Below are 18074 nucleotides of genomic sequence, written 5' to 3'. Positions count from 1 at the left end.
AGACATGACCCTGGCGCTGGCCGGGCTGCTCGAAAAGCATCGCGAATGAATTCGCTTGTATGTCCTAGGGTGGAACCTGTCGGGGGGCGGAGGGAGCGAAATCGCTTCTGCAAGCCAGACCGTGGGAGATTTCTCCCGCCCCTCACCTCACTGCAAGCGCCGATAAGGAATCCATCGGCTCAGGTCCGCCCCCGAGACCGACCATATCTGCAAGCCTGCGCCATCGTGAGCCCCCGACAGGTCATTCCATCTTGGCCCTGGGAGTTCGTCATGACAATGCAGAGCACCGTAATCGGTATCGATGTCGCTAAAGACAGTCTGAGTCTGTATCGAGCAGATCTGGAGCAGGCCAGAGAGCTCATCAATGAGCCGCACGCTATCGCCACCTGGCTCAAGAGCCTGCCTGCAGGTTGCAGCCTGGCCATCGAAGCCACCAACACCTACCACGTTGCCGTCGCCACGCTGGCGCACAAACGTGGCCACAGGGTCTACGTGATCGATGGTTACCGCCTGAGCAACTACCGCAAAGGCATCGGTGGCCGGGTCAAGAACGACCTGAGCGATGCCCGCCTGCTGGCCCGCTACCTGGCCCATGAGCAGAAGCAGTTGCACCCCTGGGCGCCGCCGAGCCGCCTGTACCGCAAGCTGCAGGCCCTGTTGCACCGTCGCGCCACCCTGGTGCGAGTAACGACGGCTCTGCGCCTGAGCTTCGCCCAGGATCGCCAACTGGCGGAGGCATTGAAGCCCGTCCTGCAGCAGATGAAAGACCTGGAGCGGACACTCAACAGGGCGCTGCAATCCACGCTGAAAGAGGCCAGTTTGAGCGCGCAGGCACAACGTTGCCAGGAGATCGAAGGGGTTGGCCCGATCACCGCTGCTGCGCTGAACCTGGCCTTCCTGCGGGGTACCTTCCGCAGTAGCGATGCATTCATCGCCTTCCTCGGGCTGGATGTCCGGGTCAGGGAGTCGGGGCGCTACATCGGCCGGCGCAAGCTGACCAAGCAGGGGATCCGGAGATACGACGGCTACTGCATAACGCCGCCATGGCCGCCAGTCGCACAGCCGCCTGGAAGGAACGCTATCAAGCTTATTTGCAGCGGGGTTTGAAGAAGACCGAGGCCCTAACGATCCTCGCCCGGAAACTGGCCAGAATCGCCTTTGCCCTGATGACCAGCCAACAGCCGTACCGACACCGGGACGCTACGGCTGGTTGACATAGAATCTCCCACAGGAATGGAGCCCGCAACAATGCATTGGCGTCGTTGTGGGAGCGGTTTCAACCGCGAAGAACCGCGGCACGGCGGTGAGATTGAAATGACCGGGGCCGCAAAGCGGCCCCGGGGAGTGCTTTACAACCGCACGCTGGCGAAGGTGGACTCACCCTGGGCGCGGGTGAGGGCCGCCATGGCGGTGGAGGACGAAGGCCGCATCAGGTCCTCGGGCATGGGCACCAGGGCGACCACGTTGGCGTTCTGGTTGGCGCGCTCGTCACGCGGCGGGATGCCGAAGTACTCGCGGTAGCACTTGGAGAAGTGCGGCGTAGAGACGAAGCCGCACACCGAGGCCACTTCGATGATCGACATCGCCGTCTGCTTGAGCAGCTGGCGCGCGCGGATCAGGCGCAGCTTCAGGTAGTAGCGCGACGGCGAGCAGTGCAGGTACTTCTGGAACAGGCGCTCCAGCTGGCGGCGGGACACGTCGACGTAGCAGGCCAGTTCGTCCAGGTCGATGGGCTCCTCGAGGTTGGCCTCCATCAGCGCGACGATTTCCTGCAGCTTCGGCTGGTTGGTGCCGAGCATGTGCTTGAGCGGCACGCGCTGGTGGTCCTGCTCGTTGCGGATGCGCTCGTAGATGAACATCTCGGATATCGCCGCCGCCAGTTCGCGGCCGTGCTCGCGGGCGATCAGGTGCAACATCATGTCCATCGGCGCGGTGCCGCCGGAGGAGGTGTTGCGGTTGCGGTCGATGGAGAACAGGCGGGTGGTGATGGCGGCGCGGGGGAAGGCCTCCTGCATCGCCGCCAGGCATTCCCAGTGCACGCTGCAGTCGTAGCCATCGAGCAGGCCGGCCTTGGCCAGCGCCCAGCTGCCGGTGCACACGGCGCCGAGTTGGCGGCCCTGGCGCGCCTGGGATTGCAGCCACTGCAGGTGTTCACGGGTAACGCTGTGCTGGATATCGACGCCGCCGCAGACGATCACCGCATCCAGTGCCGGGGCGTTCTCCAGGCCCGCATCGGGAGTGATCTGCAAGCCATCGCTGGCGCTTACCGGCAGGCCCGTCTGGGTCAGGGTGAACCAGCGGTAGAGCTCCTTGCCGGACAGCTGGTTGGCCATGCGCAGCGGTTCCACTGCCGAGGCCAGGGAGATCAGGGTGAAGTTGTCCAGCAGCAGGAAGCCGATGGATTGGGGTGCGCGGTTCTGGGGCTGGGAGCCCTGGTTGGACTGTGACATCTGAAAACCCTCACGCTAAACACGCTGTGAACCTTCGTTGCGAGGTTCTCTTCTTATGGTTCTGGTACGGCGACTGACCCAGACGGTTGCCCCTGATACGAGGCAAAGGTCATGCCTAAATTGTTCAGCCGTTCAATAAAAATGCATAAGCGCATCCAAACCCCATGCCAGCGGGGCTAGGCGAGAGCGACAGAAATATTCTGTTAACGACCGCCAGGCCGCGTGACTCCTGGGGCCTGGGGCATTAGGTAGCACCCGCTGGTGGTGCCGTTGTCACCCCGCTACATCCAGGAATACCGGGCGTAACAGACGGACGGCAGCGCGGGTGACCGAATGGTCACGCGGAGCGCTGGCAGCGGCCCGGAGCGTCGCACCAAAAGCTGGCAAGGCGACGCGCCGGGGAGCGAAAGCGGGTCAGCATTCGATGGCGCTGACGGCCAGGCCGCCGCGCGAGGTTTCCTTGTACTTGTCGTGCATGTCCGCGCCGGTATCGCGCATGGTGCGGATCACCTGGTCGAGGGAGATGAAGTGCTCGCCGTCGCCGCGCAAGGCCATCTGTGCCGCGTTGATGGCCTTCACCGCTGCGATGGCATTGCGCTCGATGCAGGGCACCTGCACCAGCCCGCCCACCGGGTCGCAGGTGAGCCCGAGATTGTGCTCCAGGCCGATCTCGGCGGCGTTCTCCAGCTGTTCCGGGGTAGCACCGAGCACTTCGGCCAGGCCGGCGGCGGCCATGGCGCAGGCCGAGCCGACCTCGCCCTGGCAGCCCACCTCGGCGCCGGAGATGGACGCGTTCTTCTTGCACAGGATGCCCACGGCGGCGGCGCCCAGCAGGTAGTCCACCACGTCGCCGTCGGAGGCCTCGGGGTTGAACTTCATGTAGTAGTGCAGCACCGCCGGGATGATGCCCGCCGCGCCATTGGTGGGCGCGGTGACCATGCGCCCGCCGGCGGCATTCTCCTCGTTCACCGCCAGGGCGAAGAGGTTGACCCACTCCATGGCGCTCATGGTCGAGCCGATGACGTTGGGTTTGCCCAGTTCCTGCAGGCTGCGGTGCAGCCTGGCGGCGCGGCGACGCACATTGAGGCCGCCGGGCAGGATGCCTTCCTGGCTCAGGCCGTTGTCCACGCATTCGCGCATGGCGTCCCACAGGCGCAGCAGCCCGGCGCGGATATCCGCCTCGCTGCGCCAGGCCTTCTCGTTGGCCAGCATCAGTTCGGAAACCCGCAAGCCATGGCGCTTGCACAGCTGCAACAGCTCCTCGGCGCTGGAGAAGTCGTAGGGCAGCCGGGTGTGATCCTGGTCGAGCTGGCCGGCGGCGGCCTGCTCGGCGTCGACGACGAAACCTCCGCCGACGGAATAGTAGGTGTCGCGGTGCAGCTCGCCGCTCTCACCGAAGGCCACCAGGGTCATGGCGTTGGGGTGGTAGGGCAGGTTCTCGTCGAGCAGGCGCATGTCACGCTGCCAGTCGAAGGGCACCGGCAGGCGACCATCCAGCGGCAAGGTGCCGCTGGCGAGCAGCTCGGCGATACGCGGGGCAATCTGCTTGGGGTCGATGCGGTCCGGCCACTCGCCCATCAGGCCCATGATCACGGCACGGTCGGTGCCATGGCCGATGCCGGTAGCGGAAAGCGAGCCGTAGAGGTTCACCTCCAGGCGCGTCACCCGCTCCAGCAGCTGGCGCTCACGCAGAGCGCCGACGAAGAGCACCGCAGCGCGCATGGGGCCGACGGTATGGGAACTGGAGGGACCGATACCGATCTTGAACAGGTCGAACACGCTGATAGCCACGATGGTCTCCGCGACGGGTGATGGGGCGTGGCCGACATCATCTGCATTTCCACCGCGAGCCGGCGTCCCACACCGACCCGCTCGTGTCCAAATACGCCGCGGCGTCGTGGATGAAAAAGCGACAGCACCTTCCTGCTTGCGACCTGCTTCGTAGAAGCCCGCACGACTTCGTCACATGATCCGGGCGCACCCGCACCGGCCAGCAGCAGTCCGTTCGCCGCGCGGACAGGCGATCGCCATCCCCTCGACTCTGCTGTGGAAGTCCCCATGAACCCATTGATCCCCCGGTTCCTGGCCGTAGCGCTCTGCACCCCGCTGCTGGCACAGGCCGCCGTTGAACCGGAATCCTGCAAGACCGTCCGTTTCGCCGATGTCGGATGGACCGATATCACCGTCACCACCGCCGTCACCCGCTACGTGCTCGCCGAGCTCGGCTACAGCACCCAGGTCAAGCGGCTCTCGGTGCCCGACACCTACAAGGCGCTGTCGGAAAAGAAGATCGACGTGTTCCTCGGCAACTGGATGCCGAGCATGGAAAACGACATCGCGCCCTACCGAGAGAACGGCAGCGTGGACACCCTCGGTGCCAACCTCAAGGGCGCCAAGTACACCCTGGCGGTCAACCAGGCCGCCTATGACGGCGGCCTGAAAAGCTTCGCCGACCTGGCAAAGTTCAAGAAGGAACTGGGCGGCAAGCTCTACGGCATCGAGCCTGGCAACGATGGGAACAAGTTGATCCAGAAGATGATCGACGACAAGGCGTTCGGCCTCGCCGACTTCAAGCTGGTGGAGTCCAGCGAGAGTGGCATGCTGGCCCAGGTGAAGCGCGCCGAACACCTCAAGCAATGGGTGGTGTTCCTCGGCTGGGAGCCGCACCCGATGAACAACCAGTTCCAGATGCATTACCTGGCTGGCGGCGACGATTACTTCGGCCCCGACTTCGGCGGCGCCACTGTCTACACCAACACCCGCGCCGGTCTGGCCAAGGAATGCCCCAACCTCGGGCGCCTGCTGGGCAACCTGGAGTTCAGCCTGGATATGGAGAACCACCTGATGGGGGCCATCCTCAACCAGAGCACCAACCGCCGGCGCGAAGCCAAGGCCTGGCTGAAGGCGCATCCGGAGCAATTGGAGAAGTGGCTGGTGGGCGTCACCACCCGCGACGGGAAAATGGCGAATGCCGCCCTCGGGCTCGCCGCAGCGCCATGAATTTCGCTTTTTCTCGAATCCGCTGTAGCCCCCGGCAGCTCTTGCCTGAGGCCGTGTCAACCCCTGAAACCCGCGCCCTGCGCGGGTTTCAGCATCCCCAACAGGTGAAAAATTTCTGTTATGGTTTTTTTCGGCAACCGGCCTTGTGTCGTCGCCCAACACGTCAGGGTCGTAAACCGACAATTGCCCGGCTACCGAGGCTATATCGTTGACTCAGCCGATTTCGTCGCTGTCCTTTCAAGCCTGAACTGACAGACCTGGGCCCTCAGCCCTGGACCGAAGAACAGAAAACGGCGGAGCCAATGTCTAAGGCGCCCGCCCTACAAGAAATTTCGGATGTACGCACACCTCAGGACGAGGTGTTGATCGACCCAAGGACAGGGTTTCGTAGCACTGCCAGAGGGTTTGGAAAGCGGTTTGCAAAACAGCGGAATGATGGTTAGGAACTCAAGGAATCGAACGCTCGTCCATACACCCCAGGTGTCATGGCGAATCCTCGAATCCGTGCAGTGCCTAGCCCGCTCCGCCGGTCGCGCGATTCTCCTGCCAAGCCCTGGAACCAGTAAACCCACACAGGCAATAACAGTCGGCATCGCCTGTCGGCGCGTCCCCGTGGCGCCCGTCCGGTCCCGTGTAGCTGATCTGGATGTCTACTGAAGGGGAACCATCCCATGCAGTCTGGAAAAATCGTTGTCCAGAACCTCTACAAGGTTTTCGGCCAACAGCCACAAGAAGCCATCGACTTGCTCAAGCAAGGCTGGAGCAAGGAAAGGATCCTCGCCGAACGTGGCGCGGTGATCGGCGTCAGCGACGTGTCGTTCAGCGTCGAGGAAGGCGAGATATTCGTGCTCATGGGCCTCTCCGGTTCGGGCAAGTCCACGCTCATCCGCCTGATCAACCGGCTGATCGAGCCCACCGCCGGTGACGTGTTCATCGACGGCCAGAACGTCGCCAAGCTGCCCAAGGCGCAACTGATCGACCTGCGTCGCCGCGACATGAGCATGGTCTTCCAGTCCTTCGCCCTGATGCCTTCGCGCACCGTGCTGGACAACGCCGCCTTCGGCCTCGAAGTGGCCGGCAAGGGCAAGAAGGAACGCGAGCAGCGCGCCATGGAAGTGCTGGAGCAGGTGGGCCTGGCGCCCTTCGCGCAGAAGTACCCTCACGAGCTGTCCGGCGGCATGCAGCAGCGCGTAGGCCTGGCCCGCGCCCTGGCGGTCGACCCCTCGATGATCATCATGGACGAGGCCTTCTCGGCCCTCGACCCGCTCAAGCGCCGCGAGATGCAGGACGTCCTCCTGGCGCTGCAGAAGACCCACCGCCGCACCATCATCTTCGTCTCCCACGATATCGAGGAGGCCATGCGCATCGGCACCCGCATCGGCATCATGGAAGGCGGCAAGCTGGTCCAGGTCGGCACCCCGCAGGAGCTGATCGAGAAGCCCGCCAACGACTACGTGCGCAACTTCTTCGACACCGTCGACACCAGCCGCTACCTCACCGCCGGCCAGCTCAAGGCCGATAGCGTCCCGCTCTACGTGCACAACGGCAAGGCACCCAACGCCCAGCAGGTGTGCCAGGAGCTGCAGGCGCTGGACAAGCACTACGCCTTCATCGTCGACGAGGACAACAAGTTCCGCGGCTCCATCAGCCTGGAGAAGATCGCCCTGCTGGTGGAAGAAGGCCAGAACAAGTGCCTGGAGCCTGAACTGCTCAAGCACATCGTGCCGGTACCCGAGGACCTTCCGCTGGAACAGGTGATCGAACGCCTGGTGGACAACGAAGGCCCCATCCCTGTCGTCGATCAGGACGGCCATTACTGCGGCGCCATCAGCAAGGGCCGCCTGCTTAGCCGTCTGCAGGGAGAATGACCATGAGCGAGAAACTGGATCTGGGCAGCTGGGTCAACGACGTCGTCCAGCACCTGCTGGACAACTACAGCGGCGCCTTCGAGAACATCGGCGCGGTGGTCAGCGGCTTCTCCGAGCTGATCGAACGCTTCCTCATGTGGCCACCGGCCTGGCTGGTGATCGCCGTCTTCGTCGGCCTCGGGCTGTGGCGCATCGGCGTCAAGTTCGCCCTGTTCACCGCCGCCGCCTTCGTGCTCATCGTGCTCACCGGCTTCTGGGAACAGACGGTGGTCACCCTCGGGCTGACCTTCTCCTCCACCCTGATCAGCCTGTTGCTGGGCGTGCCCCTGGGCATCTGGGCGGCGAAGAGCGAACGGGTCGCCTACATCATCCGTCCCATCCTCGACTTCATGCAGACCATGCCGGCGTTCGTCTACCTGATCCCCGCCGCCATGCTCTTCGGCCTCGGCCGCGTGCCCGGGATCATCGCCACGGTGATCTTCGCCATGCCGCCGGCGGTGCGCCTCACCAGCCTCGGCATCCGCCAGGTGAACAAGGAAATAGTCGAGGCCGGGCAATCCTTCGGCTGCACCAGCTGGCAGCTGCTATACAAGGTGCAGCTGCCGAACGCGATGCCGTCGATCATGGCCGGGGTCAACCAGACCATCATGATGGCGCTGTCGATGGTGATCATCGCCTCGATGGTGGGCGCTGGCGGCCTGGGCAACGACGTGCTCGCCAGTATCCAGCGCCTGGACATCGGCCTGGGCTTCGAAAGCGGCATGGCCGTGGTGCTGCTGGCGATCATCCTCGACCGCATCACCGAAAGCTTCGGCACCCCGCAAACCGCTTCCCGCGGCCGTCTGTTCGGCTGGCTGAGCGCGCGGGCCAGGCTGCAACGGCAATAACGTATACCTAGAAAACAGAAGCCATCACTTTCCAGTAGCAGGGAGTTGCAGATGATGAACATGAAGAAGATCGCGGGTGCCGGTTTGCTGGCCTGCGCGCTGGTGCAAGGCGCGTGGGCACAGGACCCGGAGAGCTGCAAACAGGTGCGTTTCGCCGAGATCGGCTGGGCCGACATCTCCGCCACCACCGGCGTCGCCATGGTCCTCACCGAGGGCCTGGGCTATACCCCGCGCAAGATCATGGCTTCGGTACCGATCGCCTTCACCGGCGTGAAGAACAAGCAGATCGACGTGTTCCTCGGCTACTGGGCGCCCTCCATGGACGCCGTGATCGAGCCTTTCACCAAGGGCAACGGCGTGAAGGTGCTGCCGACCGCCAACCTCGAAGGCGCCAAGTACACCCTGGCCGTGCCCACCTACGCCGCCGAAGCGGGCCTGAAGAGCTTCCAGGACATCGCCAAGTTCAAGGACCAGCTGGGCGGCAAGATCTACGGCATCGAGCCGGGCAACGACGGCAACCTGCTGATCGACAAGATGATCAAGGGCGACCAGTTCGGTCTCGGCGGCTTCCGCATGGTCGAGTCCAGCGAGGCCGGCATGCTGGTCCAGGTGCAGCGCGCGGTGAAGAAGAAGGAGCCGGTGGTCTTCCTCGGCTGGGCCCCGCACCCGATGAACACCCAGTTCGACCTCACCTACCTCGCCGGTGGCGATGACGTGTTCGGCCCGGACTTCGGCGCCGCCAAGGTCTACACCGTGGTACCGCCGGATTACGAGGCGCGCTGCGGCAACGTCGGCAAGCTGCTGAACAACCTGCAGTTCAGCGTCGAGATCGAAAGCCAGCTGATGGACCGCGTCCTCAAGAAGGAAGACCCGGTCGTGGTCGCCAAGGACTGGATCAAGGCCAACCCGGCGATCCTCGACAAGTGGCTGGCCGGCGTCACCACCCTCGATGGCCAGGACGGCGCCGCCGCCGTCAAGAAACACGTCGGCCTCTGATTTTCCGCTTCCCGTCTCCTGCCGCCACGGCCCCGTCGGGCCGTGGCGTGCAGCGCCACCCAGCCCGCCCGAGAACGGGCCCGTGGCATCCAACGTAGCTAGCTGCCAATCCCACCTGATGGAGCATTACGTATGCGAAAGCTGAAGTCCCTGTGTCTGCAATCCATCGGCATCGCCGCCCTGGCCATTGGCCTCGGCGCCCACGCCGCTGACAAACCCACCCTGAAGATCGGTTACGTCAACGGCTGGGACGACAGCGTCGCGGCCACCCACGTCGCCGGCGAGATACTCAAGGAGAAACTCGGCTACGGCGTCGAGCTCAAGCCGGTGGAGCCCGCCATCATGTGGCAGGGCATCGCCCGCGGCGACCTGGATGGCACCCTCTCCGCCTGGCTGCCCGCCACCCACGGCGAATACTTCGAGAAGCTGAAAGACAAGGTCGTGGTCCTCGGCTCCAACTACAAGGGCGCCAAGATCGGCCTGATCGTGCCCGACTACGTGCAAGCCAAATCCATCGAAGACCTGAACAAATACAGCAAGGACTTCGACGGCAAGATCACCGGCATCGACGCCGGCGCTGGCGTGATGCGCCGCACCGAAGACGCCATCAAGCAGTACAACCTCGACATCAAGCTGATGCCCAGCTCCGGCCCGGCCATGGCCACCGCCCTGACCCGCGCCGAGAAGGCGCAGAAGCCCATCGTCGTCACCGGCTGGATTCCGCACTGGATGTTCGCCAAGTGGAAACTGCGCTTCCTCGAAGACCCGAAGAAGGTCTTCGGCGACGACGAACACGTCGACACCGTGGTCAACCCGGGCCTGGAAGCCAAGGCGCCGGAAGCCACCGCTTTCCTCAAGAAATTCTCCTGGAACGGCGAGGAAGTGGGCGCCGTGATGCTGGCCATCCGCGAGGGCGCCAAGCCCGAAGAGGCCGCCAAGGCCTGGATCGCCAAGAACCCCGAGCGCGTGGCCGAATGGCTTAAGTAAGCGCTGGCAACCTCTCGACGGCGATGCGTGCCCCCGGTGCGCATCGCCGTTTTTCGTTATGCCTCCCGCCTTTTCCAACGCTTCACGGCGCATGCCTTTGACCGACGGGTCATCCTTGAAGCGACCTTCTTGATTGATCGATCAATTTGATACGCCCTAGACTGCGCGCTTTCCTTCGTCCGAATTCGTCGTCTGGAGTGCCTGATGCCCAAGGTCGGAATGCAGCCGATCCGCCGTTCGCAACTGATCAACGCGACCCTCGAAGCCGTCGACCAGGTCGGCATGGGCGATGCCAGCATCGCCTACATCGCCCGCCTCGCCGGTGTCTCCAACGGCATTATCAGCCACTATTTCAAGGACAAGAACGGCCTGCTCGAAGCCACCATGCGCCACCTGATGCAGGCCCTGAGCACGGCCGTGCGCGAACGTCGCGCGGCCCTGGGCGACGACTCCGCACGGGCGCACCTGCGCGCCATCATCGACGGCAACTTCGACGACAGCCAGGTCAACGGCCCGGCCATGAAGACCTGGCTGGCGTTCTGGGCCACCAGCATGCACCAGCCCGCCCTGCGCCGCCTGCAACGGGTCAACGACCACCGCCTCTACTCCAACCTGTGCTGCGAATTCCGCCGCGTGCTGCCCCAGGAACCCGCCCGCGCCGCCGCCCGTGGCCTGGCCGCGCTGATCGACGGCCTGTGGCTGCGCAGCGCCCTCACCGGCACCACCTTCAACGCCCGGCAGGCGCTGCAGATCGCCTACGACTACCTCGACCTGCAGCTGGCCAAGGCGACCGGCTGACGCGCGTAATGGCGGCGCGACGCGCCGCTTGGCGATTGAAATGGCGCTGTCGGCGTTAGCTTTGTGGTTTTAATGCAGGCGCTCAAGCACGGCACTTTCCGGGCGCCCAAGGATTCGTGCCACCTCCACCGCATGGGTTTCGCTTCGCTCTACGCCATCCTACGAACGTGCGCTGGGTTACTGCGCACATCAATGTGAGGGTTCGAGCGAAGAAAGTTGGAGCAGCCGCCAACGCCCCTCCAGGAGGCCGAACGCAGTCGTTGCGCCGGGGGACGAGCGGCATGGATGCCGCGAGAGGCGCGCCAGGCCATGGATGGCCCATCGCGCCGGCCCCAGACGACGCTTGCGGCGAACGCACTTCAGTGCGGCCCGAAGTGCGAGCGTAGCGAGTAACGATGATGGAGCGAGGGGAGTCTGGCGAAGCCAGACCCGTATGCAGGGGCGAGCGCTTTTGGTTCCTTTTAAGTGGTTCGGCATCCCGACGACTGAGAAAAGGGACTCGCCCGGGTGGGCGAAACCAGAAATTTCACCAGAGCTCGGCAATCAGCTGGACTCAAATCCTCTAGCAACACTTAACGCAGACAGAGCCATTGAAATCGCCCCTACATTGGCCATGGCGGGGCATGTAGGTCGGGTGCAACCCGACATCGGCGGCACAGGGCTTTCGCGGGTTTCACCCGCCCTACGGACGGAGCCATCCGCCATAAACGAAAACGCCCCGGGGTTTCCCCCCGGGGCGTTGCTCATTGCGGGCCGGTCAGACGGGGCCGGGCGCGATCACCGGTGAGTGCCGGTTCATCTCCTGCGCCTCCAAGTCGGTGCGCATGGCCTTGAGCAGGGCGAACATGTAGAGCAGCAGCACCACCGAGAACGGCAGGCCGGCCAGCACCACCACCGTCTGCATGGCGGTGAAGTTGCCGGCGAATAGCAGGCCGATGGTCACCAGGGTGATCAGCACCGACCAGAAGATGCGCAGCCAGTTGGGCGCGTCCTCGTCCAGCTCGCCCCCCTTGCGCGACAGGTTGGCGAGCATCACCGAGCCGGAATCCGCCGGGGTCAGGAACAGCACGAAGCCCACGCAGATCGACAGGCCGATCACCGCCTTGGCCCAGGGGTAGTGCTCCAGCAGCAGGTAGATGGACATCGCCGGCTGCTCCAGCGCCGCCTTGCCCAGCTCGGCCGCGTTCTGGTCCATCACCAGGTCCAGGGCGCTGTTGCCGAAGATCGACAGCCACGCCAGGGTGAAGCCCAGAGGGATCAGCAGCACGCCGCAGACCAGCTCGCGCACCGTGCGGCCGCGGGAGATGCGGGCGATAAACATGCCGACGAAGGGCGCCCAGGAAATCCACCAGGCCCAGTAGAACAGGGTCCACAGGCCCATCCACGCCTCGCTCTTGCCGGACTGGCCGGTGTAGACGTAAAGGTCGAAGGTCTTCAGCACCAGGCCGTTGAGGTAGTCGCCGAGGTTCTGCACCAGGCCGTTGAGCAGGTGCAGGGTGTCGCCGGCCAGCAGCACGAACAGCAGCAGGCCGCTGAACAGGATGATGTTGAGGTTCGACAGGCGGCGGATGCCTTTCTCGATCCCCGACACCGCGGCCAGGGTCGCCACCGCGCTCATCACCAGGATCACCGTCAGCAGCGCGCCCTGGCTGTGGGGATAGCCGAACAGGTACTCCAGGCCCGAGGAGACCTGCAGCGAGCCGATGCCGAGGTTGGTCACCAGGCCCAGCAGGGTAACGAAGATGCCGAAGCAATCCACCGCGTTGCCCACCGAGCCCTTCATCAGGCGCTCGCCAAACAGCGGGTAGAGCGCCGAGCGCAGCGCCAGCGGCTGCTTGTGGCGGTAGGCGAAGTAGCCCACGGCAAGGCCCACCAGCGCGTAGATGGCCCAGCCGTGCACGCCCCAGTGGAGGAAGGTCAGCTGCAACGCCTGGCGCGCCGCGTGCTCGGTGCCCGCCTCGCCTTCCGGCGGGTTGTACAGGTGGTCGATGGGCTCGGAGGCGGCGAAATACAGCAGCGAGATGCCGATGCCCGAGGAGAACAGCATCCCCGCCCAGGCGCCGTAGCTGAAGTCCGGCCGGTCGCCGTCCGCCCCCAGGCGCAGGTTGCCATAGCGGGAGAAGGCCACGTAGAGCACGAAGAACAGGTAGGCCCCGATGGCCAGCATGTAGTACCAGCCAAAGCTGCGCGAGAGCCAGCTCTGCGCCTTGTTCAGCCAGAGCCCGGCCCCTTCGGGGAAGAGGATCAAGGCGACGGTGAGGATCAGGATCAACGCGGTGGAACCGAAGAACACCACGGGGTTGAGCCGCGCACGCGACTCGGGATGCAGCGCAAGGGAAGCGGTACTCATGTGGAGAAGAGCTCCAGGGCAGTGAAAGCACGCGCCTGACGGCGCAACGACAGACCCGCGCCGCCCTGCCGACCCGCTCATGTAACCCGGCGAAGCCTCTGCAATGCGGCCTGAAGAGGTGCGGCGAACTGCCGCAGCCCCGTTCATGGAGCGCAGCTTATTCTTTGTTGTTTGAACGTTCAATAAAAATAAAGTAGGCTCGTTTTCACGCTTCCGGGCACCTTCGCCGTGCCCGGGATTCCGACAAAGGGCCCGCCCCGAGCGCGGCCCGCCTTGCGCAAACGAGACCTGAGAGGACGAACCCCATGGCCCGATTCGAAGACCAGAAGCTCTACATCGGCGGTCGCTACGTCGACTCCACCAGCGGCGCCACCTTCGAGAGCATCAACCCGGCCAACGGTGAGGTCCTCGCCAACGTCCAGCGCGCCGGCAAGGAAGACGTCGAGCGCGCCGTCGCCAGCGCCATCGAAGGGCAGAAGGTGTGGGCGGCGATGACCGCCATGCAGCGCTCGCGCATCCTGCGCCGCGCCGTGGAGATTCTCCGCGAGCGCAACGACGAGCTGGCCGCCCTGGAGACCCTGGACACCGGCAAGCCCCTGGCCGAGACCCGCGCCGTGGACATCGTCACCGGCGCCGACGTGATCGAGTACTACGCAGGCCTCGTGCCCGCCATCGAGGGCGAGCAGATCCCCCTGCGCGAAACCAGCTTCGTATACACCCGCCGCGAACCCCTGGGCGTGGTCGCCGGCATCGGCGCCTGGAACTACCCGATCCAGATCGCCATGTGGAAATCCGCCCCGGCCCTGGCCGCCGGCAACGCGATGATCTTCAAGCCCAGCGAAGTGACCCCGCTGACCGCCCTCAAGCTGGCCGAGATCTACACCGAAGCCGGCGTGCCGGACGGCGTGTTCAACGTTCTCACCGGCAGCGGTCGCGAAGTTGGCCAGTGGCTGACCGAGCACCCGCAGATCGAGAAGATCTCCTTCACCGGCGGCACCGCCACCGGCAAGAAGGTAATGGCCAGCGCCTCCAGCTCCTCCCTCAAGGAAGTGACCATGGAACTGGGCGGCAAGTCGCCGCTGATCATCTTCGAGGACGCCGACCTCGACCGCGCCGCCGACATCGCCGTCATGGCCAACTTCTTCAGCTCCGGCCAGGTCTGCACCAACGGCACCCGCGTGTTCATCCCGCGCGTGCTGCAGGCCCGCTTCGAGGCCAAGGTGGTCGAGCGCGTCAAGCGCATCCGCCTGGGCAGCCCGCAGGACGAGAACACCAACTTCGGCCCGCTCACCAGCTTCCCGCACATGGAAAGCGTGCTCGGCTACATCGAGTCCGGCCGCAAGGAAGGCGCGCGCCTGCTGATCGGCGGCGAGCGCGTCACCGACGGCGACTACGCCAAGGGCGCCTACGTGGCCCCGACCGTGTTCACCGACTGCACGGACGAGATGACCATCGTCCGCGAGGAAATCTTCGGCCCGGTGATGAGCATCCTCGTCTACGACACCGAAGAAGAAGCCATCCGCCGCGCCAACGACACCGACTATGGCCTGGCCGCCGGCATCGTCACCCGCGACCTGGCCCGCGCCCACCGGGTTATCCACAAGCTGGAAGCCGGCATCTGCTGGATCAACACCTGGGGCGAGTCGCCCGCCGAGATGCCCGTCGGCGGCTACAAGCAGTCCGGCGTCGGCCGCGAGAACGGCCTCACCACCCTCGCCCACTACACCCGCATCAAGTCGGTGCAGGTCGAGCTCGGCGACTACTTCTCCGTCTTCTAAACGGCAACCCGAAGCGGGAAGCCAGGAGCCTCGAGCGCCCTGGCTTCCAGCCCCCAGCCATTTAAAGAGAGAGCCTCATGTCTCAAGAATTCGACTACATCATCATCGGTGCCGGCTCAGCCGGTAACGTACTGGCCACCCGCCTGACCGAGGACGCCGGCACCAGCGTCCTGCTGCTCGAAGCCGGCGGCCCCGACTACCGCCTGGACTTCCGCACCCAGATGCCCGCCGCCCTCGCCTATCCGCTGCAGGGCCGCCGCTACAACTGGGCCTACGAGACCGACCCCGAGCCGCACATGAACAACCGCCGCATGGAATGCGGGCGCGGCAAGGGCCTGGGCGGCTCCTCGCTGATCAACGGCATGTGCTACATCCGCGGCAACGCCCTAGACTTCGACAACTGGGCCAAGGCGCCCGGCCTGGAAGACTGGACCTACCTCGACTGCCTGCCCTACTTCCGCAAGGCCGAGACCCGCGACATCGGCCCCAACGATTACCACGGCGGCGACGGCCCGGTGAGCGTCACCACGCCCAAGAACGGCAACAACCCGCTGTTCCACGCCATGGTCGAGGCCGGCGTACAGGCCGGCTTCCCGCGTACCGAAGACCTCAACGGCTACCAGCAGGAAGGCTTCGGCCCGATGGACCGCACCGTGACCCCGGAAGGCCGTCGCGCCGCCACCGGTCGCGGCTACCTGGACCAGGCCCGTGGCCGGCCCAACCTGACCATCGTCACCCACGCCACCACCGACCGCATCCTCTTCACCGGCAAGCGCGCCAGCGGCGTCGCCTACCTGCACGGCGACGGCAACGAGCCGATCATCGTCAACGCCCGCCGCGAAGTGCTGCTGTGCGCCGGTGCCATCGCCTCGCCGCAGATCCTCCAGCGCTCCGGCGTCGGCCCGAGCGCCCTGCTGCGCGAGTTCGAGATCCCCCTGGTGCACGACCTGCCCGGCGTCGGCGAGAACCTGCAGGACCACCTCGAGCTTTACCTGCAGTACGCCTGCAAGGAGCCGGTGTCCATCTACCCGGCCACCAAGTGGTGGAACCAGCCCGCCATCGGCGCCAACTGGCTGTTCCGCGGCAAAGGCCTGGGCGCCAGCAACCAGTTCGAGGCCGGCGGCTTCATCCGCACCCGCCCCGAATTCGCCTGGCCCAACATCCAGTACCACTTCCTGCCGGTGGCGATTAACTACAACGGCAGCAAGGGCGTGCAGGAGCACGGCTTCCAGGCGCACATGGGCTCCATGCGCTCGCCTAGCCGCGGCCGCATCCGCCTCAAGTCCCGCGACCCGCGCCAGCACCCGAGCATCCTGTTCAACTACATGGCGTCCGAGCAGGACTGGCAGGAGTTCCGCGACGGCATCCGCATCACCCGCGAGATCATGGCGCAGCCGGCCCTGGACAAGTACCGCGGCCGCGAGCTGAGCCCCGGTGCCCAGGTGCAGACCGACGCCGAGTTGGACGACTTCATCCGCAACCACGCCGAAACCGCGTTCCACCCTTCCTGCTCCTGCAAGATGGGCAGCGACGAGATGGCGGTGGTCGACGGCCAGGGCCGCGTGCACGGCATGCAAGGGCTGCGCGTGGTGGATGCGTCGATCATGCCGGAGATCATCACCGGCAACCTCAACGCCACCACCATCATGATCGCCGAGAAGATCGCCGACCGGATCCGTGGCCGCCAGCCGCTGCCCCGCAGCACCGCCAGCTACTACGTCGCCGGCGACGCCCCGGTACGCACCCAGCCGCAGCGCAAGGCCGGCTGAACCCCAGGGGCGGCCAGTACCGCCCCTTCATTCCCGCAACCCGGGCTCCGGCCCGGGAGCCCCGCCCTACTCCGGCAGCTCCTGACGGATCATCCAGTGCCCGTCCGGCGGCATCAGCCGGCTGATGTCGAAGTGCTCCAGGCTTTGCCGGTCCAGCATCTGGATGCGCGGGCTGACCCAGCGCGCCTCACCCTTGCCCTCCAGCGCCCGCACCGCCAGGTCGATGGCGATGCGCGCCTGGATCACCGGCGAATCCGTCGGTGCCGCCAGCACCAGCCCCTGGCGAATGTCTTCCACCACCCGCTCGGTGGCATACAGCGAGACCACCTGGGTCTGGAAGCGCGACGGCGACCCCTTGACCAGTTGCGCGGCGAAGGCGGCCGCTTCGGCATTGGCCAGCAGGTAGTCCAGGCGTGACTCACGCCCCAGCAGCCCGCGCACCAGCGCCGCCTGGGTCGAGCGGTCCACCGGCCCGTAGCCGCCATCGGCCAGGCGCACCGACGTGCCGTCCATGGCCGTGCGCAAGCCGCGCTCGGCGTCCAGCACCCAGCCCGCGTCCCTGGGGCCCGGCAGCCAGCCGAGGTTGATCGGCCCGCCCCCCACCCGCTCACTGATGTAGCCCAGGGCCTCGCGCGCCATATCGGCGAAATCCACCCGCGCGTGCGCGGTCACGCCATCGCAGTCGATGCCGTTCACCAGGTCGATCACCGGCGTGCCGTGTCTTTTCAACTGCTCGATCTCGTGGCACAGGCCACGGGCCTCGATGGCGCCGATGACGAAGGCGTCGGCACCGAGCTGGATGCAGCGGGCCAGCTGGGCGCGCTGCATGGCCGGGAACTGGTAGCCGCCGGCTTCGTAGATGCCCAGCTGCACGCCCTGGCGCCGGGCTTCCTCGTCCAGCCCCCAGGCGACGCCCCACCAATAGCGGTCGATGCCATGGGGCAGCAGGGTGCAGATGCGCCAGGGCCGGCTGGCATGGTCGAGGGGGACATAGTCGCGGGCCTGCCCGTCGGCGATCACCGGTACCGGGAACCACTGCGCCCCATGGCAGGGCGCCAGGACCAACAGGGAAAGCAGCAGCGCACAGCAGATCCGCATAGGGGCCATTCCGCAGCAAACGCGAGGGGGGAGTGAACCAAGCCTAGCAGCCGTCGCCGCTCGCGGCGGGATGACAGCCCGGCCGGCGGCGCC

The 18074-nt window shown here is 65.5% G+C and carries 12 protein-coding genes and 1 pseudogene; 9 read left to right on the top strand and 4 right to left on the bottom strand.

What is annotated here, in order from left to right:
- Positions 1-270: 270 nt before the first annotated feature.
- Positions 271-1214 (top strand): annotated as a pseudogene (locus tag PI990_RS02505) (IS110 family transposase).
- 135 nt (positions 1215-1349) lie between these two features.
- Here the strand turns inward: PI990_RS02505 and PI990_RS02500 are convergent.
- Both PI990_RS02500 and PI990_RS02495 read right to left on the bottom strand, forming a co-directional pair.
- Positions 1350-2450 carry a GlxA family transcriptional regulator gene (locus PI990_RS02500; protein ID WP_021218170.1) on the bottom strand — a complete coding sequence of 367 codons (1101 nt, stop codon included), beginning with the start codon at positions 2448-2450 and terminating at the stop codon, positions 1350-1352.
- Between the two features lie 414 nt (positions 2451-2864).
- Positions 2865-4241: an L-serine ammonia-lyase gene (locus tag PI990_RS02495; RefSeq protein ID WP_043240747.1), complete on the bottom strand. Its 1377-nt coding sequence runs from the start codon at positions 4239-4241 to the stop codon at positions 2865-2867.
- Between the two features lie 267 nt (positions 4242-4508).
- Here PI990_RS02495 and PI990_RS02490 point away from each other — a divergent pair, with 267 nt between their 5' ends.
- The 6 genes from PI990_RS02490 (at position 4509) to betI (ending at position 10986) form a co-directional block, all read left to right on the top strand.
- Positions 4509-5450 carry a choline ABC transporter substrate-binding protein gene (locus tag PI990_RS02490; RefSeq protein WP_043240749.1) on the top strand — a complete coding sequence of 314 codons (942 nt, stop codon included), beginning with the start codon at positions 4509-4511 and terminating at the stop codon, positions 5448-5450.
- Positions 5451-6121: 671 nt separating this feature from the next.
- A complete protein-coding gene (locus tag PI990_RS02485; protein ID WP_271659727.1) occupies positions 6122-7318 on the top strand; it encodes a quaternary amine ABC transporter ATP-binding protein in 1197 nt (398 codons plus the stop codon).
- A gap of 2 nt (positions 7319-7320) precedes the next feature.
- Positions 7321-8205, top strand: coding sequence for an ABC transporter permease (locus PI990_RS02480; RefSeq protein ID WP_271659726.1), 885 nt, complete (start codon positions 7321-7323; stop codon positions 8203-8205).
- Positions 8206-8256: 51 nt separating this feature from the next.
- Positions 8257-9201, top strand: a complete 945-nt coding sequence (locus PI990_RS02475) for a choline ABC transporter substrate-binding protein (RefSeq protein WP_021218175.1) — start codon at positions 8257-8259, stop codon at positions 9199-9201.
- 132 nt (positions 9202-9333) lie between these two features.
- Positions 9334-10188, top strand: a complete 855-nt coding sequence (locus PI990_RS02470) for a glycine betaine ABC transporter substrate-binding protein (protein ID WP_021218176.1) — start codon at positions 9334-9336, stop codon at positions 10186-10188.
- A 204-nt stretch (positions 10189-10392) separates the two neighbouring features.
- Positions 10393-10986, top strand: a complete 594-nt coding sequence (gene betI / locus PI990_RS02465) for a transcriptional regulator BetI (RefSeq protein ID WP_021218177.1) — start codon at positions 10393-10395, stop codon at positions 10984-10986.
- A gap of 757 nt (positions 10987-11743) precedes the next feature.
- Here the strand turns inward: betI and PI990_RS02460 are convergent.
- Positions 11744-13279: a BCCT family transporter gene (locus PI990_RS02460; RefSeq protein ID WP_184488570.1), complete on the bottom strand. Its 1536-nt coding sequence runs from the start codon at positions 13277-13279 to the stop codon at positions 11744-11746.
- A 362-nt stretch (positions 13280-13641) separates the two neighbouring features.
- On the opposite strand from PI990_RS02460, the gene betB reads away from it, so the two are divergent.
- Positions 13642-15114, top strand: coding sequence for a betaine-aldehyde dehydrogenase (gene betB / locus PI990_RS02455; RefSeq protein WP_184488456.1), 1473 nt, complete (start codon positions 13642-13644; stop codon positions 15112-15114).
- Positions 15115-15191: 77 nt separating this feature from the next.
- Positions 15192-16883: a choline dehydrogenase gene (betA, locus tag PI990_RS02450; protein WP_271659725.1), complete on the top strand. Its 1692-nt coding sequence runs from the start codon at positions 15192-15194 to the stop codon at positions 16881-16883.
- Positions 16884-16949: 66 nt separating this feature from the next.
- Here the strand turns inward: betA and torT are convergent, their stop codons facing one another.
- Positions 16950-17981 (bottom strand): TMAO reductase system periplasmic protein TorT, encoded by a 1032-nt coding sequence (torT, locus tag PI990_RS02445; protein ID WP_271659724.1) that lies wholly within the window; start codon positions 17979-17981, stop codon positions 16950-16952.
- Positions 17982-18074: the final 93 nt, after the last annotated feature.

Origin of the sequence: Pseudomonas sp. TUM22785, assembly GCF_028198105.1 — a bacterium.
Classification (GTDB): Bacteria; Pseudomonadota; Gammaproteobacteria; order Pseudomonadales; family Pseudomonadaceae; genus Metapseudomonas; species Metapseudomonas solani.
The sequence above is the reverse complement of the archived record's forward strand: the minus strand, read 5'-3'. Positions and strand labels throughout refer to the sequence as shown.

Excerpts from the sequence above, each read along its gene's own strand:
- PI990_RS02500 (WP_021218170.1), bottom strand. The coding sequence starts at position 2,450 with ATGTCACAGTCCAACCAGGGCTCCCAGCCCCAGAACCGCGCACCCCAA.
- PI990_RS02490 (WP_043240749.1), top strand. The coding sequence starts at position 4,509 with ATGAACCCATTGATCCCCCGGTTCCTGGCCGTAGCGCTCTGCACCCCG.
- PI990_RS02485 (WP_271659727.1), top strand. The coding sequence starts at position 6,122 with ATGCAGTCTGGAAAAATCGTTGTCCAGAACCTCTACAAGGTTTTCGGC.
- PI990_RS02480 (WP_271659726.1), top strand. The coding sequence starts at position 7,321 with ATGAGCGAGAAACTGGATCTGGGCAGCTGGGTCAACGACGTCGTCCAG.
- PI990_RS02475 (WP_021218175.1), top strand. The coding sequence starts at position 8,257 with ATGATGAACATGAAGAAGATCGCGGGTGCCGGTTTGCTGGCCTGCGCG.
- PI990_RS02470 (WP_021218176.1), top strand. The coding sequence starts at position 9,334 with ATGCGAAAGCTGAAGTCCCTGTGTCTGCAATCCATCGGCATCGCCGCC.
- betI (WP_021218177.1), top strand. The coding sequence starts at position 10,393 with ATGCCCAAGGTCGGAATGCAGCCGATCCGCCGTTCGCAACTGATCAAC.
- betB (WP_184488456.1), top strand. The coding sequence starts at position 13,642 with ATGGCCCGATTCGAAGACCAGAAGCTCTACATCGGCGGTCGCTACGTC.
- betA (WP_271659725.1), top strand. The coding sequence starts at position 15,192 with ATGTCTCAAGAATTCGACTACATCATCATCGGTGCCGGCTCAGCCGGT.
- torT (WP_271659724.1), bottom strand. The coding sequence starts at position 17,981 with ATGCGGATCTGCTGTGCGCTGCTGCTTTCCCTGTTGGTCCTGGCGCCC.